Genomic DNA, 24,362 nt, shown 5'->3' on the forward strand with positions numbered 1-24,362 from the left:
TTTAAACCATTATTACATTATTTTTACGCTATGATAAGATGTTTGGTAGTTGACGATGAGCCTTTGGCGCTGCACATTCTGGAAGATTATATATCCAAAATGCCTTTTTTGCAATTGGTTAAAGCCACAACCAACCCTATCGAAGCCCTAACCATGGTGCAGGCCGCCGAAGCCGACCTGGTTTTCCTCGACGTGCAAATGCCCGAACTTACCGGCATCCAATTCCTGAAAATAGCCAACGGCAAGGCCAAAGTAATTTTAACCACCGCCTACCCGCAATACGCCTTAGAAGGTTACGAACTTGATGTGGTAGATTACCTGCTGAAACCCATCGCATTCGACCGGTTTTTTAAATCGGTACAAAAAGCGCAGTCCATCATTCAGCCGGTAGCCACCAAACCGGTGGTAGTACAGGCCGAGCCCGTGCAACAGGATGATTTTTCGACAGATTTTATTTTTGTTAAAACCGAGCATAAAATTCAGAAAGTATACCTGCACGATATTGTGTTTATTGAGGGCTTGAAGGATTACATCTCCATATTTACCTCAACCGAGCGTATCATTACCCTGCAAGGCATGAAAAAAATGGAAGATGCCCTGCCCGAAAAACATTTTGTACGCGTACATAAATCATACATTGTAGCGCTTAACAAAATTGACAGCATCGAGCGGAGCCGCATCCAGATAGGTGATAAGATCATCCCGGTGGGTGATACTTACAGGGATGAGTTTTTCAGGATGATTGAGAATAAGAATATATAGGTTGCTTTTGTGAATTAATCCTTTGTTGTCTAAAAGCCGCGGCATCTGAAGGGATATAACATTTTCACCTTTACAATGCTGAGGAACGAAGCATCTTCTTCGCCCTGTGTAGCCGCTATGCTTGTTGTAGAAGATCCTTCGCTACCGCTCAGGATGACAAACTTTTTTAATTATGTCATGGGTAGGAACGAAGGATGACAAACTGTATTAACGCCTACTTTGAACAACCCGGTGGCTGCTATTTTACATCCACCTAAAACTTTTTCACAACTTACCTATTTAAACAATATATTTCATAGAAGTATATTTTTTGTAATTTACGCACCGTTCATCCTATAAAACAAGTTATGACGTACCAGGTAGACCTGACCAATTGTGACAGAGAACCCATCCACATCCCCGGAAAAATCCAATCGCACGGCTTCCTGATTGCCGTAAACAGTAAAAGCTATAATATCTCATACGTAAGCAAAAACGTAGAAGCCTTTACCGGTCTTGAGGCAACCGGCCTGCTTGGTAAAAACATAGCGGATTTCGAACAGCAGCTGGAAATTTCGGGCGATATCGCCTCGCTACAGCAGTTGCTTAACCTGGCCAAAGTAACCAAAACTTCAGATACTATTAACCCGCTGGCCATTGATGTTAAAGGAACCAGCTATAACCTCATTATCAGCCATTCGGTAAACGACCTGGTACTGGAATTTGAACCAACCGAATCAGACCTTGGGTATGACATCCAGAAAATCATAGGCCGTTCGGTATCTGAAATTTTAAGTGGTAAAAACCTGAATATCTTGCTGCAAAACGCGGCTTTCGAAATAAAAAAGATCATCAATTATGATAGGGTGATGATCTATAAATTTAATGAGGACGGACACGGCGAGGTAACCGCCGAGGTGAAAAATGACAACCTGGAGCCTTTTTTAGGTTTACATTACCCGGCATCGGACATACCTAAACAGGCACGCGAACTTTATAAGATCAATCTTACCCGTATTATTGCCGATGTTAATTCAGAAAGCTCGGCTATTATCACTTATCAAGATCAGGCAACGCCGCTTGATCTTACCCATTCCGGATTAAGGGCGGTATCACCCATCCATATCCAGTATTTAAAAAATATGGGCGTTGAGTCGAGTTTCAGTATTTCGCTTATAGCCCATGGCGAATTGTGGGGCCTCGTAGCCTGCCATAACTATTCGCCGAGGTTTATTGATTACAAATCCAGGGACGCTTCTAAGCTCATTGGCCACATCCTTTCATCGGCACTCGAATACAGGCAGGATGAGGAAGATAACGCAAAACTGCATGAACTTACCGAAGCAGCCAACGCTATCGCCGATTACATAAAAAAAGATTCGGACTTTACTTTCGCGCTCACACGTAATAAAATTACCCTTAAAGATGTAACTACGGCTTCGGGCGTAGCACTGATATACGATGGCGACATCAACACCATTGGCCAAACCCCAACCACCGACCAAATTGCCGAAATTGCCGATTGGCTTAAAACCAATATGGTAGATACTGTGTACAGCACACATCGTTTCCCGGCCATATTCACTGCCGCGCAGCAATATAGCGATGTAGCAAGCGGTATTTTAGCCTGCTCGTTATCAAAAGAGCTTGGAGAAATGATCATCTGGTTTAAACCCGAGCAAGTTACGTCCATCAACTGGGCGGGAAATCCTGAAAAACCGGTTGAAGAGACGGCGGATGGCATGCTGCAATTATCGCCCCGCAAATCATTTGAGAGCTGGACTGAAATTGTAAAGTTCACCTCCGAAAAATGGAAAACCGATGAGATAACCGCGGTACTGAAAGTTAGGGAGGATATTATCTACGCAATAAACCGCAAAGCCAACGAGATCAGGATTCTTAACGAGCGGTTACAATTGGCTTATGATGAATTGGACACTTTCAGCTATACCATATCGCACGATTTGCGTACACCCTTATCATCCATAAAAAGCTATTCGGAACTGCTTTTAGCCACCAATAAAAGCCTGGATGATTCGGCAAAGAAAATGCTTGACCGGATTATAAAAGGCACCGACAAAATGCACATGCTTATCAAAGAGATATTGCATTACTCGCGTGTTGGCCGTGCCGAAATTGAACTGCTGCCTATTAATATGGGCTTATTACTGAAAGAGATAAAACGGGAGGTGCTATCAGCCCTTAACCCCGAAAATATTGAATTTACCATTGGCGAAACACCATCCATTAACGGTGATAGCGTGATGATAACCCAGGTTTTTACCAACCTCATTAATAACGCGGTTAAATATTCGTCCAAATCCAATCCGTCAAAAGTATCAGTACAAGGCGAAACACGGAACAATGAAGTGGTTTATTCCGTATCAGACAATGGTGTTGGTATTGATGTAAATTACTATAACCGGGTATTTGAATTATTTAAACGTATGGATAACGCATTGGAATTTGAAGGCACCGGTGTAGGCCTGGCAATCGTAAAGCGTATTGTTGAAAAACACAACGCGCGTATATGGTTTGAAAGTAAGTTAGGAATTGGCACAGTTTTTTACATATCATTTAAAATAAGTTAGTTGTGAGTTCACCCGATATATTTTACGTAGAAGACGACGAAGATTTTGCATTTATAATGCAGCATGCTGTAAAGGAGGTGAAAGATGGGTTAACCGTAAAAATCATCGACAACGGAAAAGATGCGCTCGAACAATTAAAACAACTTACCGATGCCCGTGTTAAGCCTAAGTTAATATTGCTTGATCTTAATTTGCCTGGTTTATCGGGGCTCGACCTTGTTAAACGTATCAGAGAAATACCTTTTTTAAAATATGTACCGGTGGTGTTCTTTTCAACTTCAGATAATCCTAAAGATGTTAAAGCCTCGCTTGAATTTGGTGCAAACGCCTATTTAACCAAGCCGGCAGGCTATTTAAACCTGGTGAATTGTGTTGAATCATTGTACAACTTCTGGTTCACCAAAAATTTAAATGTCAATTAAAACACTCAAAAAAATATTAGTTATCGAGGATGATCCGGATATAGCCGATATCATGGAAATTGCTTTGGGCGATAAATATGATGTTGCTATTAAAATGGATGGCTATGATATCTCAGATCATGTAGAAAGTTTTAGCCCGGATCTGATTATGCTTGATAACTACATAGGCCAAAAAGAAGCCAAAGAAATTATTGCCGAAATACATTTGGTTGATGACCATAGAACTATACCTTTTGTACTGTTTTCAGGCCATGACGATATTACACGGATCGCTCAGCACATTAATGCCACGGCTTATTTAGCAAAACCTTTTGCGCTTGATGATCTTTATAAATGCGTTGATGCTATATTAGCAGCATAAAAAAGATCGCTTCTATGCTTCATGAAAAAATAAAACAAGCTACTACCAGCCTGCACAACCAGTTGGAACAAAACATGTTTGTTGGGCAAATAATGGATGGTTCGCTTACGTTTGAGCAGTATCTGATCATACTGCATTTAAACTACGGCATACACCTGGCTGCGGAAGGCTTTTTATTTGGGGGATTGAGCAACGCATTGCAGCAAAAACTTGATATAACCAATCGTATTAAGCTACCGGCGTTGTTAAAAGATCTTGAGGAGATTAATACGAATATGAGCCCGGATATCGAAGGGCCGCCTCCCAACTACATCGATTTGAGCAGCGACGCGGCGATATTAGGCGCCATGTATGTTTTAGAAGGTGCTACGCTTGGCGGCAATGTGATCGTAAAGCGACTAAAGACCAATGAGCACCTTGTACCCCGCAATCTGAATTATCATTATTACCAGGTATATGGCGATCAACTCGGCGCTAAATGGAAACAGTTTTTGGAAGTGCTTAATGAGATACCGGAAACGGAACATCAAACTGCTATTGATAGTGCGGTAAGGTTATTTGAGCGGATGACAAGCAATAAGGTAGCGGTTAAAACAGTTACGGTTACTTTGGTGCCACCTCCGCCGGTTGGATTTTAGGAACAGTTATATCTTTTAGCCGTCATTGCGAGGAACGAAGCAATCGCGAACCATACAGGGCGAATCTGCTTAGCCGCTCTGCCTCCGTGCGATTGCTTCGTTCCTCGCAATGACGTTAGAATAGAACAATAAAGGCGATGTTTTCACATCGCCTTTATTGTTGGTATATAATATCAATCCAACGCATCCGCTGTATCCTTCTCCCCTATCTGTTGCCTCCACATGGCATAATACAAACCTTTTTGAGCGATGAGATCAGCATGTTTGCCCGATTCAATAATGCGGCCTTTTTCCAACACGTAAATGCTATCGGCATGCATAATGGTTGATAAGCGGTGAGCTATCAATATGGTAATATGATTTTCTGTTTCGGATACCTCACGAATAGTTTCGGTGATCTCCTCTTCGGTGATCGAATCAAGCGATGAGGTAGCCTCGTCAAACACCAGAATATCCGGACGACGTAATAATGCACGGGCTATAGAAAGACGCTGCTTTTCTCCGCCGGATACCTTTACGCCGCCTTCGCCAATTACGGTACTTAAACCCTTATCGGCACGGGCCAGCAGGGTTTGGCAGGCGGCCCGCTGTAATACATCCATACATTCTTCGTCGGTAGCACCGGGGCGCACAAACTGCAGGTTTTCGCGGATAGTGCCCGAAAACAGCTGCGTATCCTGGGTTACAAAACCTATTTTTTCGCGCAGCTGATCGAGGTCAATTTCTTTGCTTAATGTACCGTTATATAAAATATCGCCCTGTAACGGCTGATATAAACCCACCAGCAATTTCACCAATGTTGTTTTACCAGAGCCTGAAGGGCCAACAAACGCAATGGTCTCGCCCGATTGGGTTTCGAAATTGATATGGTTAAGCGCGTTACGATTAGCCGTTAAATGCTTAAAGGTAACATCGCTGAATGTTAAAGTATTTACCTTTTCAAGCAACACCGGTTTTTCGGGCTTTTTATCAATCGGCGTATTCAGGATCCCTTTAAAATTACCCAACGAAACCTCGGCCTCACGCCATGATTGGATAACGGTGCCCAACTCCTGCAATGGGTTAAACAGGAAAAACGAGTAGAATAAAAATTTCAGATAATCGCCGGGCGTAAGTGTTCCCTTAAAAATAAGTACCAGCAGTATCACCACCATAATACTTCTTACCAGGTTTACGGTGGTACCCTGCACAAAGCTCATGCTTCGCACGTATTTCACTTTTTTTAGTTCGAGGTCGAGGATTTTATAAGTGGTGTTATTGAGCCTTTCAATTTCCTGTTTGGCCAGGCCAAGGCTTTTCACCAGCTCGATATTCCTTAACGACTCGGTAGTTGAACCGGCAAGGGCAGTGGTTTGCGATACAATATTTTTTTGAATTGTTTTGATCCTTTTACTCAGGGTCATACTTACAAAGGTGATAATGGGTATAGCTCCAAAATAAACCAATGTAACCTTATAGCTTACTGTTGACGAGTAAACAATAACAAAAACCATCCCTACCAAACTCACAAATAGCACCCCGATAAATGAGGTGATAAACTTTTCACAATCGGTACGCACTTTTTGCAGTATCCCCAGGGTTTCGCCGCTTCGCTGATCTTCAAATACCTGGTAAGGCAACTCGAGCGAATGGCGCAGGCCATCGGCATACATTTCGGCACCAACCTTTTGAGTGATGATATTAGTAAAATAATCCTGGAAGTTTTTGGCTATACGCGATACCATTGCCGCGCCTATGGCAAGACCTATCATGCCCAGCGAGCCGTAAAAGCGATAATCGAAAGTATGTACCAGCTTGTCTTTCGGCACAATGTAGGTATCCATAATATGACCCGTTATAAGCGGATCGAGCAATGAAAACCCAATATTAAAAGCAGCCAGCACCAGGGCCAGCACCACAACCATGCGATGCTTTTTTAAATAAGAAAGTAATAAATCCATGTTTCGGCAGCAAACATAAAAAAAGGGAATGGCTAAGTAGCTCATTCCCTTTTAATTTGACATAAGGTTAATATTAAACCGTCATGATATCTTTTTCTTTAGCTTCTGATAATACATCAACTTTGGCTATGTAAGCATCGGTAAGTTTTTGGATCTCAGCTTCGCCTGTTTTTATTTCATCTTCAGAAACACCTTCTGTTTTTAACTTTTTGATCTTTTCGTTGGCATCTTTACGGATGTTACGGATAGCTACTTTACCTGTTTCGGCTTCGCCTTTGGCTTTTTTAACCAGGTCGCGACGGCGCTCTTCGGTAAGCGGCGGTACATTGATGCGGATGATGATACCGTCGTTTTGCGGATTAACACCAAGGTTGGCTTCTTTAATAGCTTTTTCGATAGGGTTTAGCAATGATTTTTCCCATGGCTGAACAACAATGGTACGGGCATCAGGGGTGTTAACACTGCCAATCTGGCTTAGCGGTGTTGAGGTACCATAGTAATCAACCCTGATATCGTCAAGTAATGAAGGGCTTGCCTTACCTGCACGTATTTTATTCAATTCGCTATCTGCATGGTCAATGGCCTTTTCCATCAGGGCCTTTGCATCGTTCACTTGTTTTTTAATGAGTTCGCTCATCGGTTTTTAAATTTTCAACAAAAGTAACAAAATCTATCATTTTATGGCCGGGGTAATCCTTAACAATTAAAAACCGTTTAACAATAAATAACATTATTTAACATTTATATATTATTACAGGTTAACTATCTTCGTATAAAACGTTATAGCCATGAAAAAAACCTTATTATTTATCATATTGGTAGCAGCTACCGCCCAGCTAAAAGCGCAAAATCTTAAAAAGGTTCCAGCCTCACCTTTCGATCAATTTTTGAAGCTAAAATCGGTTGATACCAGTTTATCCCGATTTATCCCGGTATTACCACAAAAAGGATTATCAAACAACCTTAATGGCGCAACATTAAACACCAAAGAGATTACGAGCAGTGTAACCGTATACAAAATGCCGGTAGTTAAAACCTACTCAAACGACCGGATGCCAATAGTTAAAACAGACGAACCAGGAATGAAATATCAGATGCTGATAAAAAAGTTAGGATTAACCGATAAAGATACTACGGTGGTTATAGAGAAAACTACGCCTTAACTACCAATAGCTTCCTGCTCAATTACCGGTTGCGCAGTTTGTGATTTGCTCCGCCTCGCAGCCACCTGCTCAAAACTTTTTTCATAGTTGGGATGGTTGGTGCCCATCAGCCTGTCCCAGATGTTAAAGTATAAACCGTAATTACATTTCACCAGCCGGTGATGCATGTTATGGTGGGTTGAGGTGTTATGCCATTTAAACAGCTTATGGCTTGCAAAACCTTTCGGAAAAAGCTCGTAGCCTAAATGCCCTGTAACGTTAAGCAACAAAGAGTACAACGAAAAAATGGTTAAGGCTGTTCCATGATATGGGATGGTAAAAGCGATAAGCGGCACAATGCCAATTTCTATAATAGCCTCTAAGGGGTGAAAGGCATAAGCGGCAAAAGGAGTAGGGTTGGTTGACAGGTGGTGCGTTTTATGCATCAGCCTAAAGAGGGGCTTCCAATGCATAGCCCGGTGCGTCCAATAAAAATAGGTATCATGCACTAATATCATCAATACAATACTGAAGATGTAATATGGGTAACCATGATCGCTGATATTGGGGTAGATCTTCGTTAAACCCTTTTTACTTGCATAGATCACCAGCATGATCACCGCACCAAATATCAGTATGGTAATAAACGAATAAGCTATTTCCCTAAGGATGTGTTTATTTTCGGGGTAGCGCTGCTGAATTTTGGCCTGCCAGTATGCTTTCTTTCTCCACACATAAAAAAACAAATAGAATAAACCGGCAAATACAAGGTAACGTCCGGCTATGGAGAGCAGAACCCGGGCGGTTTCTATGAGTTTATCGATGGAGATTTGTAATAACATCTGTTTAGATGATAGTGCCCCTGTTAATCTTCTTAAAAATCCTTATTCAAAACCTTCTCCAGCTCGGCAAAGCTGATATTCATTTTAACACGGCCCTGCTTGGCGTATGAAATCTCACCTGTTTCTTCAGAAACGATAATGGCCGTAGCTTCGTTAGCCTCCGTCACCCCTATCCCCGCCCTATGGCGTAAACCAAACTGCGCCGGCAGATCTGTTTTTTCGGTAAGCGGCAAAATACAGCTGGCCGATTTAATTTTGTTTTCAGAAATCACTACCGCCCCATCATGCAGCGGACTGGTTTTCTGAAAAATACTTTCCAGCAGTCGCTTGGAAATTTTAGCTTCCACAATTTCGCAGCTGTTTTGATAAAACTGCTCATCGTAATATTTGGCAAACACAATAAGTGCTCCGGTACGGGTTTGCTTAAGGCTTTTGCAGGCGTCAATAATGGGCTTGATACGGGCATAATTATTTTTCTCAACTTCTTCGCGGCCAAAAAAGTATTTCCACCAGGCCTTGTTGCGCTGCAGCGAAGCATTTTTACCTACCAACAGCAAAAATCTCCTCACCTCCTGCTGAAAAACAACAATAATGGCAATGATCCCTACATCAACAAACTTGCCCAATATGATGGTAAGCAGTTTCATGTCCAGGGCCTTTACCACAAAATTGAGCGCGAAAATCACAGCAAAACCTATAAAAATATTGGCGGCTATGGTACCCCTTATCAGGTTGTATAACTGGTAAATGATCAGGGCAACCAGCAAAACATCAAGGATAGAAAAGAAACCTATTTTGGGGAACAAGGATTGTAACGTCTGCATTTACGAAGTTAGTAAAGTTTAACCGAACATATCAAATAAGCAGCCTTGAAGTGGCTTTATCTCCTCAGGGAATGTACGGCCCGCCAGGCACGCCCCAGCCCCATTGCGGCATTGGCGTGTCGGGCGCTTCGGTGGTACTGTCGGTTTGGGAGTTAAGTACGGCTATCCGGGTTCCCCATTCAAGGTAAGCCACAAATGCCGATCTGAATTCAGGATCATCGGGCAATAACAATTCATCCGCAGTTTGCAGCAACAATTCAATCCAGCGTTTACGATGTGTTTCGGTTAAATACTTTTGCAGATGCTTGTTGATCATGGCATAGTGGCTGCCTTCGCTTTCGCTGTAGGTTTTTGGTCCGCCAAGTACCTCGGCCACAAAATGAGCTACGTGCATCCGGTGTTGCGGCGACATATGCTTAAACACGGGCTCCAACAGTTCATCGGCCAAAACCTTATCATAAAATTGGTTGAACAGGTTTTCGAAAGCAGGTGTGCCGCCTGCCCATTCAAAAAGTGTAGGGATAGTAGCTGCCATAACGTGGTATTGGTTACGATAAAGGTAGCCAGAGCTCATTAAAAAAAGGTATCCGGAAGATGATTATTTACTTATTTCGTTCGGTAGTGAAACGCACCAACTGCTCCAGGCCACGGCGCGATTCACTGTCGGCAAAAGTGTTGAGGATTTCAAAAGCCTCATCCTGGAAACGCTTCATCTGGGTTTCGGCATATTGCAGGCCGCCGGTTTCTTTAACAAAACGGATAATTTCGGCTATTTTTTTAGGATCGTCGTTATGGTTCTTCACCAGGTTAATGATCCTTTTTTTATCGGTTGATGAGCAGTTGGCCAGGGCATAAATAAGCGGCAGGGTCACTTTTTTTTCTTTGATATCGATGCCGAGGGGTTTGCCTACATCATCGGTGCCAAAATCAAACATATCATCCTTAATCTGGAAGGCGATACCAATCTTCTCGCCAAAAAGGCGCATTTTTTCAACCACCTCATCACCTGCCCCTGCCGATGCCGCCCCGCAGGCACAGCACGATGCAATGAGCGATGCTGTTTTTTGCCTGATCACCTCGTAATAAACAGGCTCGCCAATATCCATCCGGCGCACTTTCTCTATCTGCATCAGCTCGCCTTCGCTCATTTGCTTTACGGCGTCTGATACAATGCGCAACAACTGAAAATCATTATGATCGATAGAAAGCAGCAGCCCTTTTGACAGCAGATAATCGCCAACCAACACCGCTATCTTGTTTTTCCACAAGGCATTGATCGAAAAAAAGCCGCGGCGTTGATACGAGTTATCAACCACATCATCATGCACCAACGATGCGGTATGCAACAGCTCAACCAATGCAGCACCACGATGGGTGGCCTCATTAATACCCCCGCAAATACTCGCCGAAAAAAACACGAACATCGGGCGGATTTGTTTGCCCTTACGCTTAACAATATAGTGGGTAATACGATCAAGCAGCGGAACAGAACTTTTCATTGAGGCCCTGAACTTCTCCTCAAATACATCAATATCGGCCGCAATAGGTTTCTTAATATCGTTGATGCTCAGCATTACAAGCAAAACAGGATTTTATGTTAACTTACCGCTATGCAGCGGATACGGGGCAAACATAAGCTAAAATTATCTATCTGCATTAAAGCCAACTATTTTTTACCTAAATTAAACCTAAGCCCACAATAACCGTCATACTAATGCGAGTGCAATTTTTTATAAGTAGAGTTAAGTTTTTGTGAAGCGATGCCCGGTTAAACCTGGCTTCGCTTTTTTATTGTTAGTAAGGGCAAATATTTTACCTTTGCAATCCGCATTTAAACGGAGAGGTGTCTGAGTGGTCGAAAGAGCACGCCTGGAAAGTGTGTATACTCCAAAAGGGTATCGAGGGTTCGAATCCCTCCCTCTCCGCTGATTTTCATACCAAAAATGACTAAAAGCCTGTATTTCGCACGAAATCAGGCTTTTAATTTTTACCCTACAAGCTGTTTTATACGCTTTTTCGTGTATGTCCGGTGAGTAATTCGGTGAGTAAAGTTAATCAATTGATTAACTCACCAGAAAGGGTTTAAAACACTGATTGACAGCCAGTTAAAAAAATGAACATCTTGTCAGAAAATGGCCGCAAACCGATATTTGTTTAACCATTTAGTGAGTCATTATGAAGACAATTTTCAGTGTGCTCTTTTATTTGAAGAGACCAAAGAGCTATCAGACAGGTCCTATGCCTATCTACATGCGTATTACGATTGACAGTAAGCGCACAGAAATCACCACCGGCCGTGATTGTGAACCTTCGCAGTGGATCCCATCAGCAGGGCGAATGAAGGGAACGAAAGAAACCGTAAAATCGCTCAATAATTACCTCGACACCCTACGCGCGAAGATCGATGACGCGCATTCAGCAATGATCAAAGCGGGAGATGACATTACCGCAGAGAGTTTGAAATGTCGTTTCCTGGGCAAAGAAGAGAACCCGAAAATGCTCATCGAAATCTTTGACAATCACAACGAGAAATTCGGTAAGCTCGTCGGCAAAGAAAATTCAAAAGGTACACTAAGCCGGTATAAAATATCGTTGAGCCATACACAGCGCTTTCTCAAGTGGCGTTTTAATCTTTCAGATATTCCTGTCAAAAAAGTAGATCACCAATTCATTACGGATTATGATTTCTGGCTAAGATCAGAGCGCAATTGCGGCAATAATTCGGCCGTTAAGTACATGAGGAACTTTAAAAAGATCATCACCATCTGCCTGGATAACGGCTGGATTGACCGCAACCCATTCCTGAAATACAAAGGCAAAACGAAACGGGTTCACCGGGTATGCCTGGAACAAGACGACCTGAACCGTATTGCCGAAAAGAACTTTTCGTCTGCACGACTGGAACAGATCAGGGATATTTTCCTGTTCAGCTGCTACACGGGCCTGGCGTACATTGACATTAAGAATCTCCACCGTGAGCACCTGACTGACCGCTACGACGGCGAAATATGGATCATGACAAATCGCCAAAAAACCGATATCCCAACCCGGGTCCCGCTTTTACCGCAGGCTATTGAACTCATACGAAAATATGAGTATCATCCTAAGTGCGCCAATACCGGGCTGCTCTTCCCGGTACCCTCCAATCAAAAGGTCAACGACTACCTGAAGGAGATCGCTGAACTCTGTAAGATCAAGCAGACCCTGACCTTTCATATCGCACGACATACTTTTGCTACTACGATAACGCTGGCCAACGATGTGCCTATAGAAAGCGTGTCTGTTATGCTGGGTCATGCGAGCATTAAAACCACACAGGAGTATGCTAAAGTGCTAAATCTGAAACTAAGCAGGGACATGAGCGCCCTTCGATCAAAAATTGGCTCGTGAAAATTGATGCCTGTCTACCAACAACTTAAAAATACAAAATATTATATGGAAGCATCGAAATCGATCATCGGTGATATACAATCGATAATAAGTACGGCGAGAGAATCGGCAGTTCGCTCTGTAGATTTTGAACGTGTCAGGATGTACTGGTACATTGGCCGACGTATCTTCGAAGAAGAGCAAGATGGTCAGGATGTATAATACGGAGAAGTTGACCAGGTGATTCCGTGGCAAATTGACCACCTAAAGTGCTGGCGAACGAGCGCAGCGAACGCTGTAGAAGCGTTGTCAAAAGTAGTTATTTAAAGTGTGTTTTGCAGATAGCTTTTTTCGGGCTCTGCCGGCCTTCTTTTTCTCATCGACTCTCCCTTAAGTTCCATCCGGTGCGCATCATGCACGATACGGTCAAGGATAGCATCAGCGATCGTCTTTTCACCAATGACCTCATACCATTTACTGACCGGCAGTTGAGAGGTAATGATCAATGACGTTTTACCGTGCCTGTCCTCAATGATCTCCATCAGTGCAGCCCTGCTCTGCGCATCAAAAGGCTGTATACCGAAGTCATCCAGGATCAGTAGTTGCTGGCGTTCCAGTTTGGCGACATCCTTCATATAGGAACCATCTGCCTTAGCCATCTTCAGCTTAGCAAAGAGCTTGGGTGTGCTGGCATAGAACACGCGGTAACCCAGTATGCAGGCTTGGTGTCCGATAGCAGAAGCGATATAGCTTTTGCCGATACCGGTGCTGCCTGTGATCAACAGGTTCTCATTCCGGTCAATAAAGTGGCAGTCTGCCAGGCGCATTACCTGATTGCGGTCGATACTACGGTCGGCATGGTAGTGGATGTTCTCTACCGAGGCCTTATAGCGGAACTTAGCATACATGATCGTACGCTCTATGCGCCTGTTCTGCCGGTCGTCCCATTCGGCCTCTACCAGGTGGGCCAGCAGTTCATCAGTAGTGTATTCAGCGGTCTGGCCCGTTTCCAGGCAGCTTTTAAAGGCATGGTACATGCCAAAGAACTTCAGCTTGCGAAGTTTGTCCAAGGTGTTCGTGTTCATATCGATCTATTTATTAATGGTTATTTATAGTAGTTCTCTCCACGGATATTGTCATGGCTGGGCATAGGCAGTTCGTCAGCAAATAAGCTATCCTCGTAGCTGTCCATCTTGTTCTCCAGTATCTGCTGTATGGTCTTGTAGTTATAAACGCCATAACCGAGTGCACGCCTGCAAGCGCTGGCCAGCCTTTCGTTACCTGCCTTACGCGCCAGGCTGAGGATACCGATACAGGAGCGGTAAGCTTGTTCCGGGTGTTGCTTCCGGTCCAGTATCTTCAGGATGTAAAGCCTCACATCCTCATGAATGGATGCCGCCCATTCCAGGAACTTATCTGGTGTCCATTCGGTCATAAAGCGGTGTGTCGAAGCCAGGTGGTCTTTATCCGTAGTATAGCTGTAAGGGCTTTTGATACGCCTGTGCATGGCAATGCGTTCGTAGTGGTAATAGACCTCTACGTTGGTGCGGGAATACAGCAGTTTGACCTTCCTGCCGATGAAGCGGTACGGTACGCTGTAGTAGTGTTTGTCGATACCAAGACAAACATGCCCGTTCTTCATTACGGTGGCCTGGTGCTGCCGTTTGAACTCATAACGTAATGCCGGTAATGGCGAGAGAGCCTGGCGTTCTATCTCCTCGAACTGGAGCTTTCTGCTGTAATTGCGGCCTTTCAGCGGCTGGCTGTTATGTGCTTCTAAAGCGGCTTTGACCGCTGTGTTCAGTTCTGCAAGGGTATGATAGGCCTCTTTGCGAACAGGTGCGTAGATACGGCTGTAAACGATCTTAACAGCTCCTTCTACCAGTGCTTTGTCGCGAGGGCGGTACGCCCTCGCTGGTAAGATGGTCGTTCCGTAATGGTCGGCAAAGTCGGCAAAGGTCTCGTTCAGTGTTGGCTCATAGCGGTTGCTTTTGGTAACGGCAGCCTTCAGGTTGTCGGGAACGATGGCGGCAGGTACGCCGCCATAAAAGTGCAGGGCATTCTCGCAGGCTGCTATAAAGTCTTCTTTCTGCTGGCTCAGCACAGCTTCTACGTAAGTTAGCTGACTGGCACCAAGGATAGCAACGAACACCTCGGCCTCGATGACCTCACCGGTATCCTTGTCCGTTATGCTTAGCTTTTCACCGGCAAAGTCCACATACAGCTTATCACCGGCTTTATGATCCAGGTGCATCGTGGGGTTCACGCGGGCTTTCCACTGGTTGTAATAAAAGCAGAACTGGGTGTACTTGAACCCGTCAGGGAACTCTTTGATATAAGCTTCCCACAGGATGCGGCGGTTCATGCCGACACGCTTTAACTCTTTATCTATCTGCGGGAAACAGCGCTGCAGGGCCACCATGCGCTTGTCCGGGGGGCGTTCACTGCTTTTGCCAAAGAAGTCCTCCAGCTCTTTATCATTAAGGGTATTGATCTCTTCGAACGTAAAGCCGCTGGCATCGAACGCAACAAGGTACTTCTTTGCGGTATTGCGTGACACGCCGGACTGGGCCGCTATCGATAGCTTGCTGCGGCCCTGGCTGTACATCCTTAGGATCTGTCTTATCTTACTCATGCTTATCGTAGTGTTGGCCATTAGTGAAGTTGTTAAACCTCAAAAATAGGCCTGCTTCTACAGCATAAGTGGCTCGTTCGGGGTGGTCACTTTCCCGCGGAATCAGGTGGTCACTTTCCCGCGGAATCAGGTGGTCAATATCAGCGAATTCTCCACAATGAGTTATCATTCGCCCCTTTGCACGTATAAAATGCACTTTCGCAGAAAAAGAGTAATATCCAATTTTAGGAGAAGAACAGCTATTCCCATAATCTAAAGCCGATATTCAACAAAAAGTAATTTCAAACTAAGCCATTAAAAACCCAGTAAAGATGAATAGTTCGCAAAATTACAGAAATTTCACCGAGACCCCTCTCGGTAAAAATTGAATATGATCAACTTGAATGTAAGCGCCTTAGTGATCCTGACCAAACCGGTTGGAGCGGATATGGCCGATCAGGGGGAAGGACGTATTATGAATATGGCCTCACTATGATCATTTTTTCCCTTCCCCTACTATTCGATCTATTCGGCTACCAAAGCTTTCGTCATTGCTTTTAGCCAGAAGGTAGCAGCAGAACTGCGTGAAAGGGGCGTCATTGTTACCGCACTTTGCCCGGGACAGGTAGACACACTGTTCAATACTCCCGAAATGCTGTCGACCAATGCCTATCGGACGAATAAACCTGAAAGTGCTGAAAGGGTGGCGAACGCTGGGGTGGAATTATTTTTAAACGGCAGGGAAATCAGGGTGGTCGGCTGGAAAAACCGGTTGATCGCCAAACTACCCCTTATTACACCGGGAGGTATCCTGATGAAGATCAAAATGAATTTAGCAAGTCCTCAACCCTTAAAACCAAAGATATGATCTATTTTATCCAGCAACTCAAGTTCAGAAAAGAGGCGCTATTTTATTTCAGCGCTGTATGCCTGCTGTCGGGTATTATTTTTCTTGTTTTATCACAAGTACCCAATATTCGCGTCATGGACAGCAATGCCTGGTCCAAGCCCGCAAAATTCGCCCTTTCAATTTGCCTGTATGTTTCTACCAAGGCCTGGTTTGTGGCTTACCTGACCGGTCTTGAAGTCAGAATGTTCAATTACGCAGTGATTTTGTTATTGGGGTTCGAACTCGTTTATATCGCTGTACAGGCTGGCCGCGGACAATTATCTCACTATAACATGAGCACGACTACTTATGCCGTTTTGTTCCGGCTGATGGGTATTGCCGCAGCTTTTATTGCCTTGTAAACGGGCTACATTGCGATCCTGTTTTTGATCGGTGATTTTCCCGATCTTTCTGATCATTATCTATGGAGCATCAGGATCAGCCTGATCCTGTTTGTGATCTTCTCATTAGAAGGAGCCGTAATGGGTGCGCGGATGAGTCATACTATTGGTGGGCCCGACGGCGGGCCAGGGCTGGCATTCCTGAACTGGAGTTAAAAATTCGGCGACCCGCGTATCGCTCATTCGTGGGCATGCACGCGCTGCAGATCCTACCCTTGCTTTCATATTATGTACTTAAAAGTACATAAATGACCCTGATAGCCGGTTTGCTCTACTGTAATTTAGCGACCAGTGTATTGATACAGGCCTTAAGCGGAAAGTCTTCTTTTAAATGAAGATCCGGATATCTTCAACTATTGGATTTTTTCCTTAGCAACCGGTAATTGAAATATCTGGGCGTCAAGATTGACTAAACGTCTTATCCGGCGCGCCGGCGATCCACTCGATTTTCAGGCTTTCACCGGAGAACCATTTTTGCCTCGGGATGATTACCCTCACAAGGGTAGCAATGGCCGGGCTAGCGATTTAAATACATGTTTAACTATGGGCTGGAAACTGGCAGTTTTAGTAAAAAGGGGCCGGTGCATTATTGCACGGCCCCCGAAAAATAACTACAGCTCTTGCCTGCTGCCTGCCTTGTAATACAATTCGGCAAGTGATTTTTGATAGCCGGCAACCATGCTCTCTAATTTAATGCGCATATCAATCAGCTTCGTTTCGCGGCTGTTTATCAGGAACAGTGTACTTTCGCCCAGTTCAAACTTTTGCATCTCGCCTTTGAGCAAAGTTTCCTGGTTTTTTACGCTTTGCGATTGCACTTTAACCTGAGCCTCATAAGCGGTTAACTCGTTGTAGGCAGATAGGACATTATTTTTAATTTCCCTGCCGGATTGCTGGATATCGTATTCCAGTTGTTGTTGTTTTAGCTTAACTTCTTTTAACTTACCCCGTTCCGAACGTAGGAATAGGGGGAACACAAACTCAAGCCCCACTTTGTAATTGCTCCAGTTAAAATCATAATAATCCGGAACGTACGAATTGAAGTTGCGCCGTGCTGACAACAGCGTGCCTGATATATTGATCTTGGGCTTCAGCATTTCACGGCGATAGCTGCGTTCTACTGCTAACAGGCTTCCCTTGGTGCGTAACTTTACCAATTCGGGGTGCTGGTTTGCAGCCTGTTGTACCAGGGTATCAAGCACAAAGCGGCCGGGCTTTTCAACGTTAGCACCAACCAACTGGGGTATGGCGTCGTCGGGCAGTTCAAGCGGGCTGCCTTGTTCATTCCATAAATGGTTGGATAGTACAAGCCTTGCATTTTGCAGCTCTACCTTATTCTTATCCAACTGTACAATACGCTCCTGCACGGTAATGTAAGCCTCAACCGAATCTATCGAGGCTTTATCACCTAAGTGGGTCTGCGCATTCACGGCTTTAAACCGGCGTTGAGCAAGGTCAACCCCTTCCTGCGACAGAACAAGCTGGCGGTAGGCATAATACCAGGCCCAGTAATCTTTAACAATACCATACCAGGTGCTGTTCACCTGCTTTACGCGTTCGGCTTCGGCATATTCAACCATTATTTTAGCCTGCCGCAGCGTGTTCCGCCTCGAGTCGATAACAAAGCCCTGGCCTATGGGGATACTGAGACCTACTCCCGTAAGTCCGTCTAAACCGGTGCGGGTTTCAGGGTCGGTATACTTGCCCACGTTACGGTCGTAGCCAATTTTCAGGTCGGCACCGGCCAGCCATAGCGGCACTTTAAGCTCACTATCCCAGTGGTTGTAATATTCGGTTTCGCCAAACACCTTACGGCCAAAACTGGCTTTCAAAGCCGGATCAAAGTATCCAAGCGATTGTAGTACGTTGGCTTTGGCTGCCTCATTAAACAGGGCAGCCTGTTTTATGATGGGATGATACCTGAATACCATCATCCTTAAATCTTCGAGCGAAAAAATCTTTGTGGTATCAGCACCTGGCTTGTTTTGCGCCCATGCTCCTGCAAAGTTGAGCAGAAGTGCCAGCAACAAGCCAATATGCTTTAACTTTATATGTGGTTTATGCATGTAATTACTTATTTAAGTGATCAGATCAACCTTTTTTGTCCTTACCATCTGTAGTTTCCTTGCTGGGTTCTTTTTCAAGACTCGGCGGGAAGCCATTCAACTGCCGCCAGATCTCATACCATACCGGCACCGACCGTAAAATGATACGGCCGTAAACTCCTGAGCCCTGCCGTAGCTGCGTTGGCCAGGGTTCATCTTGCGATGGCACCGGCAGCGTTTGCTTTATAAGCACCCTGTATTTACCGCTGCTGCTGCTAACACGGTCGATGGCGAAGATTTTACCAGCGAATGTACCTACGGCAACAGATGGCCAACCGGCAAACTGTATGGACGGCCAGCCTTCAAATTGTAACCTCACATCGCTGGTATCCAAAATCAGCGGCACATCCATAGCGCTAACGTATAATTCGGCGGCTACCAAGGGCGTTTTCGGTTGCAGCGTAGCTACAGATTCGCCTTCTTTAATGTTTTCGCCAATACCGGCTTTAAGCGTTTTTACCACATAGCCGCTTTGTGGCGCACGCACAACATACAAACCCCGGCGGATATCTACGTTAGAGATATCATTGCGCAGTTTGGCTATTTCGCCCTGTACACTGGCCCTGCCGGATATCGCCGAACTAAGGTCGGATTCTGTTTTGGCGAGAGATTCCTGGTATTTGGCCCTGATATTATCCAACTCTATACTCGAGTTTATGAGGTTTTGGCGCGAATTGTTCAGCTTGTTTTGCTGGCTGATTACCTTGGCATAATCTTCCTGTAATTTCAGCCTTCTCGATTCGATATCGGTCAGGGAGAAAAGACCGTTTTTATAACCGGCTTCGTAACGGTCTAACCGTGCCTTGCTGATATCGTAAAATTTTTGCACCGCTGCCAGGTCGGCTTTATCAATGTCTACATAGTTCTGCGCCTGGGTCACTTTGTTCTCGGCAGCGGTTAGCTGTAGTTTCAAACCTTTATTCAGGGCAGCTATCTGCGAGTTGGTCGCCTCAATTTTAGCAAGCGCTGCTTTTTCACTTCCCTGTTTCGCAGCTAACTGCTCTTTTAAACGCTGGGGAAGTTCAGGGTCGAAATACGACTGGCTGGTTTCGGAAATCACCAGTATGGTATCCCCCTTTTTTACTTCCTGGCCTTCGCGTACGGCCCAGCGTTCAATACGGCCGCCAATTTGGTTCTGAACCGTTTGCGGCCTGTCTTGCGGGCGCAAAGCGGTGACCGTACCCCGGCCGGGAATAGTTTGTCGCCATGGTAAAAACATAATAATGATAATGATGATCAGTAACCCGATCAAAATTCGGCCGAACATTCGGGCGCTTTTAGCCGGCAAAACTGTGGCCGACGACTGGGTGAACATTTCTTCCCAGTTATCTATTTGTAATAAATCAGCTGATTTCTTAGCCATGTTGTACCTCTCTTTCTTCCATTGCCAGATCGGTAACCACAGATAATTTTTCACTGCCGGTTACCATATCAAATACGGTATTCATGTTGGTCATTAATTTTTCAATGGCGTAAGTTATCTGCACAACAATCACTTCGGCAGCAACAAACTGGCCGAAAGACATCTGGCGGTCAACTACAAAGTAAGATCCTAATAGTAAAAGGCCTCCCATCAGTAGTGTACGGATCATGATGGCGCTGGTAAAAAAGCGTTTCAAAACGCCAAAATGGTCGTTACGGGCCTGCAGATAGTTAGCGGTGATCTCATCCGTTTTTGCAAGCACCTCCATGCGTTTTTTCTCGTTGTCGCGGTACGCATCAAGGTTTGATGCTACGTTTTCGAGATAGGCCACCACCTCGTATTTATATTCAGATTCTTCGATGCTGGTATTAACACCACGTTTAAAATACAGCGCGATGATGACAATAATGGCAATGGTTACCAGCATGCCGAAACCTATAAAAAACGGGTGATAAAACGACAGTAGTATGGCGCTGAAAAATATCTGCACGGCTGCCGCTATAATATCCACCAATAACTTGGTAAGCCCTTTTTGAATGGTTAAAATATCAAAAAAGCGGTTTACAAGTTCCTGTGGATTTTCGCCTTCCAAAGCCTGTTTTTTAATGAGGGGCAGGCGGTAGGCAAATTCCATTGCCATTTTGGCAAATATCCTTTGCTCCACAACTTCCACCAATGATAGCTGGGTTATTAAAAATAATCCGCCAACAAGAATTCCGATGAGTATGGCGGCTATCAATATATAGGTTGAGCTATACAACGCCCCGTTAGAAAGTAAGTTGAAAACAGCGGTTGTTCCTAAGGGCAGGGTAAGGCCAATAAGCCCTATCAAAATAGCATATATATAAATGTAGTTAATTGTTGAACGCTCGTGGTGCAGTATACGCACCAGCTTTTGCCAGGGCGTAAGCAAAATGGTTTGATGATGATTTCTCATTTCAATTATTAAGGTTGATTGCCTTTTAGCGGATAATGGCTGAAAGCTATTATCCACCGGTAAACTTTAGTTCATTTTTTAAGTTGTTATTACTTAAGGTCAGCCTGCTTTTATGAGGAACTTAATCTGCCAAACATACATAATGAACGCGGTGATCCAGACATGTACACACCATAGGACGCAACCGATGACATGCCAGTGTTTCAAATCTGCATAAAAGGCAGGCAAAGATCGGCATGTTATACCGGCTTTGACCTATAGATAAGATAAGCAATGATCGGGTGGCGGTGTAGGAACAGCGGCGAGGTGATCAGGGGAATAAATGGGATGCAAAAATAAATTATGAAGAGCTACATCATCAAGACCGATCACCGGCGCATGATGCGACAAATAAAGATACTCTTTATCAAAGGCATCTTTTAGCTTAAATTGCTCTTTTTCAGCCTCTTCCTTATCGTTTTTAGATTCCTTTTCTATCTGAATATCGTTCTGTTGATAGTTGTTTGAAAAAACAGGAGAGACAATGATGAACATCTTTAAAATCAAGACCGAGATAAAAGCCAGTGACCTCAGCAGTTTAAATGTCGTTGTGTTCATGTTTGAATCAATCGTCTTCGAGTCCACAGTTATCAAATATTGTGCCTAATTTACTTTGAATGGCAAACTTTCAGTAAAACTTTTAAGTAAAGTCATTACAATGGATCGGCTACCGCCACATATCCGGTGGCGGCAATAAATAAGTCCAGGCCTTTATGGTGAAACCGATTGTAAGTAAATTCACTGAGGCGAGTATTTAGCAGAAGCCCGGCATCTCCATACTGGCTGAGAACAATATTAAACATATCTAAAAAGAGTTTGATCTTTCATTTTTTTTGTGCCTGATTAAACTTATATTTTCTGCCCCATTCCGCCATTGATAAAATAATAGGACTTAGGGTAAGCCCAAACTCCGTCAATGTATATTCCACTTTCGGAGGTATTTCTGCATAAACCTTTCTATTGATAATCCCATCATCTTCCAACTCTCTTAATTGCGATGTTAACATTGATTGGGTAATTCCTGTCACAGAACGCTTTAATTCCCCAAACCGGGCCGGCGACGTTTGGTAAATGGCATTAATTAAAATCGCTTTCCATTTTCCGCCAATTACTTGCATCGTTGCAGTTACCGGACAAGTCTTTTCATTAAAAACTAAATTATTTTCATTCATAACTAACTGATTATCAATATTAGTACTTTTTATATAACTATGTATAGTTTTTATTAGTACTTGTTTTAAGCAAAATAGGTATGTAAATTTGAAGTACAAACATAAATATAAAATAATCAGGATAAAATAAAAAATTTAATTACGGGAGCTAGTAGCGCACAATCAAAAGTTGATGGTAAAATGGAAAAATTTATGTTTTTATTCAGAGGCGGAGACACTCACGTCCACGGTGCCGAAGATTCAAAAGAAGTTAAGGCATACATCCAATCATGGATAACCTGGATGCAGGGTCTTGGTCAGAAAGGGATACTCGCAGGGGGAGAACCTCTTCAAACTACCGGTAAACAGGTAAGCGGAAAAGATAAAGTCGTGACAGATGGTCCCTTTATGGAAGCCAAAGAAATGATCGGTGGTTACCTCATCGTTAACGCAAAAGACATTAATGAGGCGGTAGAGATTGCAAAAGGGTGCCCTATTTTTGAAGAGAACGGAAAAGTAGAAGTTCGCCCGGTTCAAATTCAAAACTTGGAAAATTAATGCCCAACTCCAGGTTGAAATACCCAAAACTCATTCTCCGTTAGCGCATAAATCAAAAACAAATGAACAGTTAAACAAAAATTAAAAATGGAAAAAATTTATGAAGCAGAAGTGACAACCTTAGCAGGTCGTAACGGTCACGCAAAATCTTCTGACGGTTTATTGGATGTCGATATCAGATTTCCCAAAGAAATGGGAGGTGCTGGTGAGGCAACCAATCCGGAACAACTTTTCGCGGCAGCTTGGTCGGCTTGTTTTGGTACGAGTGTAACAGTTGCTGCAGGAATCGAAAAAGTTAAAATTGGAGAAGTTACCGTAACAGCTAAAATTGGTGTTTTACATGATAACGGCAATTTTGATATTGGTGCGCATCTTCTTGTTCAAATAAACGACGTGGATAATGATACCGCGAAAAAACTGGTGGAAGCGGCAAAGTCAATTTGTTCGTATTCAAAAGCAACAAAGGGAAATATTGACACGGTTTATGAACTTGCAACAAATTCCCTTTAAAGACGCTACTGAATCAAATAGACAATTGGACCAGGAAAACAACTGTAAAAATTGTGTTAATTCCTTAACAACTAAAAATAATTTTATTTAATCAACGGTTATAAATTTAATCAACATGGTAAATACGCTAAATTGGTTTGAAATCCCGGCAACAGATTTCGCAAGAGCAAAAGCATTTTATGCTACAGTGTTAGATGCTCAAATTCATGACGACCCTGACAGGCAATATGCATATTTACCGTCTGATCCACTAAAAGGCGGATTTGGCGGAGCAATTGCCAGCGGCGAAAACTATGTCCCTGCAATGACCGGCACAACTGTTTACTTAGATGGCGGAAATGACCTTTCAGTTCCATTAGGCAGAGTAGAACGTGCCGGTGGAACAGTTATTTTACCGAAAACTGATATTGGTGAAAACAGGGGCTTTATTGCACTTTTTATCGACACAGAAGGAAACAAAGTCGGATTCCATTCAATTGGATAATCCAGATTTCTCCCTATTCCTGTAAAACAGCTGATAGAAGTGTGATCATTAATATTTCTATCAGCTTTAAGCTATATCTGTCGGCGTTTACGCCATGATCGGGTTTTACGAACCTCCCTTCTTAATCAATTCATTGCCTTATCGCCTTTTGCAGTTTGTTATTCCACATTTTAAATATTAACAACTAAGAATAATAAGTATACTGTATAGCTTTACCTCATTTATCTGGCTAAGAAGTGGCAGGAATAGTTACCGGGCTTAAATAGTGTATAAAATATTTCCTCATAGGATTGTGCAGTCACTGGCTGCTTAATAGCGCCGGAAATTCCGCCTATGGCGCTACGCGCTCTTATATGGCAACGGTTATTCCGCCTAATATCT

At 43.7% G+C, this 24,362-nt stretch carries 24 protein-coding genes, 1 tRNA gene and 1 pseudogene; 13 read left to right on the plus strand and 13 right to left on the minus strand.

What is annotated here, in order from left to right; translation table 11 throughout:
• Positions 1 to 30: 30 nt before the first annotated feature.
• The 5 genes from HYN43_RS20580 (at position 31) to HYN43_RS20600 (ending at position 4,753) form a co-directional block, all read left to right on the plus strand.
• Complete coding sequence (locus HYN43_RS20580) at positions 31 to 762, plus strand: LytR/AlgR family response regulator transcription factor (protein WP_119411113.1); 732 nt, start codon at positions 31 to 33, stop codon at positions 760 to 762.
• 347 nt (positions 763 to 1,109) lie between these two features.
• Positions 1,110 to 3,332 carry an ATP-binding protein gene (locus tag HYN43_RS20585; protein ID WP_119411114.1) on the plus strand — a complete coding sequence of 741 codons (2,223 nt, stop codon included), beginning with the start codon at positions 1,110 to 1,112 and terminating at the stop codon, positions 3,330 to 3,332.
• 2 nt (positions 3,333 to 3,334) lie between these two features.
• Positions 3,335 to 3,754 carry a response regulator gene (locus tag HYN43_RS20590; protein WP_119411115.1) on the plus strand — a complete coding sequence of 140 codons (420 nt, stop codon included), beginning with the start codon at positions 3,335 to 3,337 and terminating at the stop codon, positions 3,752 to 3,754.
• Positions 3,744 to 4,115, plus strand: coding sequence for a response regulator (locus tag HYN43_RS20595; protein WP_119411116.1), 372 nt, complete (start codon positions 3,744 to 3,746; stop codon positions 4,113 to 4,115). The genes HYN43_RS20590 and HYN43_RS20595 overlap by 11 nt, the downstream gene beginning before the upstream one ends.
• 14 nt (positions 4,116 to 4,129) lie before the next feature.
• Positions 4,130 to 4,753 (plus strand): biliverdin-producing heme oxygenase, encoded by a 624-nt coding sequence (locus HYN43_RS20600; RefSeq protein ID WP_119411117.1) that lies wholly within the window; start codon positions 4,130 to 4,132, stop codon positions 4,751 to 4,753.
• Between the two features lie 173 nt (positions 4,754 to 4,926).
• Here the strand turns inward: HYN43_RS20600 and HYN43_RS20605 are convergent, their stop codons facing one another.
• Positions 4,927 to 6,693 (minus strand): ABC transporter ATP-binding protein, encoded by a 1,767-nt coding sequence (locus HYN43_RS20605; RefSeq protein WP_119411118.1) that lies wholly within the window; start codon positions 6,691 to 6,693, stop codon positions 4,927 to 4,929.
• 73 nt (positions 6,694 to 6,766) lie between these two features.
• A complete protein-coding gene (gene frr / locus HYN43_RS20610; protein WP_119411119.1) occupies positions 6,767 to 7,330 on the minus strand; it encodes a ribosome recycling factor in 564 nt (187 codons plus the stop codon).
• A gap of 151 nt (positions 7,331 to 7,481) precedes the next feature.
• Between frr and HYN43_RS20615 the strand changes: the two genes are divergently transcribed.
• Entirely contained in the window at positions 7,482 to 7,856 is a 375-nt protein-coding gene (locus tag HYN43_RS20615; RefSeq protein WP_119411120.1) for a hypothetical protein, read from the plus strand.
• On the opposite strand, the gene HYN43_RS20620 is transcribed toward HYN43_RS20615, so the two are convergent.
• From HYN43_RS20620 to HYN43_RS20635, 4 genes are all read right to left on the minus strand, one after another.
• A complete protein-coding gene (locus HYN43_RS20620) occupies positions 7,853 to 8,677 on the minus strand; it encodes a sterol desaturase family protein (protein WP_119411121.1) in 825 nt (274 codons plus the stop codon). The two genes, HYN43_RS20615 and HYN43_RS20620, sit on opposite strands and share 4 nt — an antisense overlap.
• 32 nt (positions 8,678 to 8,709) lie before the next feature.
• On the minus strand, positions 8,710 to 9,501 hold the full coding sequence (gene cdaA / locus HYN43_RS20625; RefSeq protein ID WP_119411122.1) for a diadenylate cyclase CdaA: 792 nt from the start codon (positions 9,499 to 9,501) through the stop codon (positions 8,710 to 8,712).
• A gap of 64 nt (positions 9,502 to 9,565) precedes the next feature.
• The gene (locus tag HYN43_RS20630) at positions 9,566 to 10,036 is read right to left on the minus strand and encodes a group II truncated hemoglobin (protein ID WP_119411123.1); all 471 of its coding nucleotides are present in this window, start codon (positions 10,034 to 10,036) and stop codon (positions 9,566 to 9,568) included.
• 67 nt (positions 10,037 to 10,103) lie between these two features.
• On the minus strand, positions 10,104 to 11,075 hold the full coding sequence (locus HYN43_RS20635; protein ID WP_119411124.1) for a polyprenyl synthetase family protein: 972 nt from the start codon (positions 11,073 to 11,075) through the stop codon (positions 10,104 to 10,106).
• Between the two features lie 263 nt (positions 11,076 to 11,338).
• Here HYN43_RS20635 and HYN43_RS20640 point away from each other — a divergent pair.
• Both HYN43_RS20640 and HYN43_RS20645 read left to right on the plus strand, forming a co-directional pair.
• Positions 11,339 to 11,426: transfer RNA gene (locus tag HYN43_RS20640), tRNA-Ser, on the plus strand.
• Positions 11,427 to 11,676: 250 nt separating this feature from the next.
• A complete protein-coding gene (locus HYN43_RS20645; RefSeq protein ID WP_119411125.1) occupies positions 11,677 to 12,891 on the plus strand; it encodes a site-specific integrase in 1,215 nt (404 codons plus the stop codon).
• Positions 12,892 to 13,193: 302 nt separating this feature from the next.
• Here HYN43_RS20645 and istB read toward each other — a convergent pair whose 3' ends face one another.
• Together istB and istA are read right to left on the minus strand one after the other, a co-directional pair.
• A complete protein-coding gene (istB, locus tag HYN43_RS20655) occupies positions 13,194 to 13,955 on the minus strand; it encodes an IS21-like element helper ATPase IstB (protein WP_119407387.1) in 762 nt (253 codons plus the stop codon).
• 20 nt (positions 13,956 to 13,975) lie between these two features.
• Positions 13,976 to 15,505 (minus strand): IS21 family transposase, encoded by a 1,530-nt coding sequence (gene istA / locus HYN43_RS20660; RefSeq protein ID WP_245446919.1) that lies wholly within the window; start codon positions 15,503 to 15,505, stop codon positions 13,976 to 13,978.
• 493 nt (positions 15,506 to 15,998) lie between these two features.
• On the opposite strand from istA, the pseudogene HYN43_RS31000 reads away from it, so the two are divergent.
• Both HYN43_RS31000 and HYN43_RS30800 read left to right on the plus strand, forming a co-directional pair.
• Positions 15,999 to 16,352, plus strand: a pseudogene (locus HYN43_RS31000) (SDR family NAD(P)-dependent oxidoreductase); the annotation flags it as partial.
• Positions 16,349 to 16,735 carry a hypothetical protein gene (locus HYN43_RS30800; RefSeq protein WP_245446963.1) on the plus strand — a complete coding sequence of 129 codons (387 nt, stop codon included), beginning with the start codon at positions 16,349 to 16,351 and terminating at the stop codon, positions 16,733 to 16,735. The pseudogene HYN43_RS31000 and the gene HYN43_RS30800, both read left to right, overlap by 4 nt.
• A gap of 650 nt (positions 16,736 to 17,385) precedes the next feature.
• On the opposite strand, the gene HYN43_RS20675 is transcribed toward HYN43_RS30800, so the two are convergent.
• The 5 genes from HYN43_RS20675 to HYN43_RS20695 all read right to left on the minus strand — a co-directional run bounded on the left by HYN43_RS20675 (position 17,386) and on the right by HYN43_RS20695 (position 22,450).
• Positions 17,386 to 18,840 carry a TolC family protein gene (locus HYN43_RS20675; RefSeq protein WP_119411126.1) on the minus strand — a complete coding sequence of 485 codons (1,455 nt, stop codon included), beginning with the start codon at positions 18,838 to 18,840 and terminating at the stop codon, positions 17,386 to 17,388.
• Between the two features lie 25 nt (positions 18,841 to 18,865).
• Entirely contained in the window at positions 18,866 to 20,242 is a 1,377-nt protein-coding gene (locus tag HYN43_RS20680) for an HlyD family secretion protein (RefSeq protein ID WP_119411127.1), read from the minus strand.
• On the minus strand, positions 20,235 to 21,239 hold the full coding sequence (locus tag HYN43_RS20685) for an ABC transporter transmembrane domain-containing protein (protein ID WP_119411128.1): 1,005 nt from the start codon (positions 21,237 to 21,239) through the stop codon (positions 20,235 to 20,237). The genes HYN43_RS20680 and HYN43_RS20685 overlap by 8 nt, the downstream gene beginning before the upstream one ends.
• A gap of 255 nt (positions 21,240 to 21,494) precedes the next feature.
• Positions 21,495 to 21,836, minus strand: coding sequence for a flagellar basal body-associated FliL family protein (locus tag HYN43_RS20690; RefSeq protein WP_119411129.1), 342 nt, complete (start codon positions 21,834 to 21,836; stop codon positions 21,495 to 21,497).
• A 266-nt stretch (positions 21,837 to 22,102) separates the two neighbouring features.
• Positions 22,103 to 22,450: a winged helix-turn-helix transcriptional regulator gene (locus HYN43_RS20695; protein ID WP_119411313.1), complete on the minus strand. Its 348-nt coding sequence runs from the start codon at positions 22,448 to 22,450 to the stop codon at positions 22,103 to 22,105.
• Positions 22,451 to 22,630: 180 nt separating this feature from the next.
• Between HYN43_RS20695 and HYN43_RS20700 the strand changes: the two genes are divergently transcribed.
• The 3 genes from HYN43_RS20700 (at position 22,631) to HYN43_RS20710 (ending at position 23,981) form a co-directional block, all read left to right on the plus strand.
• Complete coding sequence (locus HYN43_RS20700; RefSeq protein ID WP_119411130.1) at positions 22,631 to 22,987, plus strand: YciI family protein; 357 nt, start codon at positions 22,631 to 22,633, stop codon at positions 22,985 to 22,987.
• 87 nt (positions 22,988 to 23,074) lie between these two features.
• Entirely contained in the window at positions 23,075 to 23,497 is a 423-nt protein-coding gene (locus HYN43_RS20705; protein WP_119411131.1) for an Ohr family peroxiredoxin, read from the plus strand.
• A 115-nt stretch (positions 23,498 to 23,612) separates the two neighbouring features.
• Positions 23,613 to 23,981: a VOC family protein gene (locus HYN43_RS20710; RefSeq protein ID WP_119411132.1), complete on the plus strand. Its 369-nt coding sequence runs from the start codon at positions 23,613 to 23,615 to the stop codon at positions 23,979 to 23,981.
• The last annotated feature ends 381 nt before the right edge of the window (positions 23,982 to 24,362 follow it).

Origin of the sequence: Mucilaginibacter celer, from assembly GCF_003576455.2 — a bacterium.
Classification (GTDB): Bacteria; Bacteroidota; Bacteroidia; order Sphingobacteriales; family Sphingobacteriaceae; genus Mucilaginibacter; species Mucilaginibacter celer.

Bases quoted from the DNA above. Each gene is read 5' to 3' on its own strand.
- HYN43_RS20580 (WP_119411113.1), top strand. From the start codon at position 31: ATGATAAGATGTTTGGTAGTTGACGATGAGCCTTTGGCGCTGCACATT.
- HYN43_RS20585 (WP_119411114.1), top strand. From the start codon at position 1,110: ATGACGTACCAGGTAGACCTGACCAATTGTGACAGAGAACCCATCCAC.
- HYN43_RS20595 (WP_119411116.1), top strand. From the start codon at position 3,744: ATGTCAATTAAAACACTCAAAAAAATATTAGTTATCGAGGATGATCCG.
- HYN43_RS20600 (WP_119411117.1), top strand. From the start codon at position 4,130: ATGCTTCATGAAAAAATAAAACAAGCTACTACCAGCCTGCACAACCAG.
- HYN43_RS20605 (WP_119411118.1), bottom strand. From the start codon at position 6,693: ATGGATTTATTACTTTCTTATTTAAAAAAGCATCGCATGGTTGTGGTG.
- frr (WP_119411119.1), bottom strand. From the start codon at position 7,330: ATGAGCGAACTCATTAAAAAACAAGTGAACGATGCAAAGGCCCTGATG.
- HYN43_RS20615 (WP_119411120.1), top strand. From the start codon at position 7,482: ATGAAAAAAACCTTATTATTTATCATATTGGTAGCAGCTACCGCCCAG.
- HYN43_RS20620 (WP_119411121.1), bottom strand. From the start codon at position 8,677: ATGTTATTACAAATCTCCATCGATAAACTCATAGAAACCGCCCGGGTT.
- cdaA (WP_119411122.1), bottom strand. From the start codon at position 9,501: ATGCAGACGTTACAATCCTTGTTCCCCAAAATAGGTTTCTTTTCTATC.
- HYN43_RS20630 (WP_119411123.1), bottom strand. From the start codon at position 10,036: ATGGCAGCTACTATCCCTACACTTTTTGAATGGGCAGGCGGCACACCT.
- HYN43_RS20635 (WP_119411124.1), bottom strand. From the start codon at position 11,075: ATGCTGAGCATCAACGATATTAAGAAACCTATTGCGGCCGATATTGAT.
- HYN43_RS20645 (WP_119411125.1), top strand. From the start codon at position 11,677: ATGAAGACAATTTTCAGTGTGCTCTTTTATTTGAAGAGACCAAAGAGC.
- istB (WP_119407387.1), bottom strand. From the start codon at position 13,955: ATGAACACGAACACCTTGGACAAACTTCGCAAGCTGAAGTTCTTTGGC.
- istA (WP_245446919.1), bottom strand. From the start codon at position 15,505: ATGAGTAAGATAAGACAGATCCTAAGGATGTACAGCCAGGGCCGCAGC.
- HYN43_RS30800 (WP_245446963.1), top strand. From the start codon at position 16,349: ATGATCTATTTTATCCAGCAACTCAAGTTCAGAAAAGAGGCGCTATTT.
- HYN43_RS20675 (WP_119411126.1), bottom strand. From the start codon at position 18,840: ATGCATAAACCACATATAAAGTTAAAGCATATTGGCTTGTTGCTGGCA.
- HYN43_RS20680 (WP_119411127.1), bottom strand. From the start codon at position 20,242: ATGGCTAAGAAATCAGCTGATTTATTACAAATAGATAACTGGGAAGAA.
- HYN43_RS20685 (WP_119411128.1), bottom strand. From the start codon at position 21,239: ATGAGAAATCATCATCAAACCATTTTGCTTACGCCCTGGCAAAAGCTG.
- HYN43_RS20690 (WP_119411129.1), bottom strand. From the start codon at position 21,836: ATGAACACAACGACATTTAAACTGCTGAGGTCACTGGCTTTTATCTCG.
- HYN43_RS20695 (WP_119411313.1), bottom strand. From the start codon at position 22,450: ATGAATGAAAATAATTTAGTTTTTAATGAAAAGACTTGTCCGGTAACT.
- HYN43_RS20700 (WP_119411130.1), top strand. From the start codon at position 22,631: ATGGAAAAATTTATGTTTTTATTCAGAGGCGGAGACACTCACGTCCAC.
- HYN43_RS20705 (WP_119411131.1), top strand. From the start codon at position 23,075: ATGGAAAAAATTTATGAAGCAGAAGTGACAACCTTAGCAGGTCGTAAC.
- HYN43_RS20710 (WP_119411132.1), top strand. From the start codon at position 23,613: ATGGTAAATACGCTAAATTGGTTTGAAATCCCGGCAACAGATTTCGCA.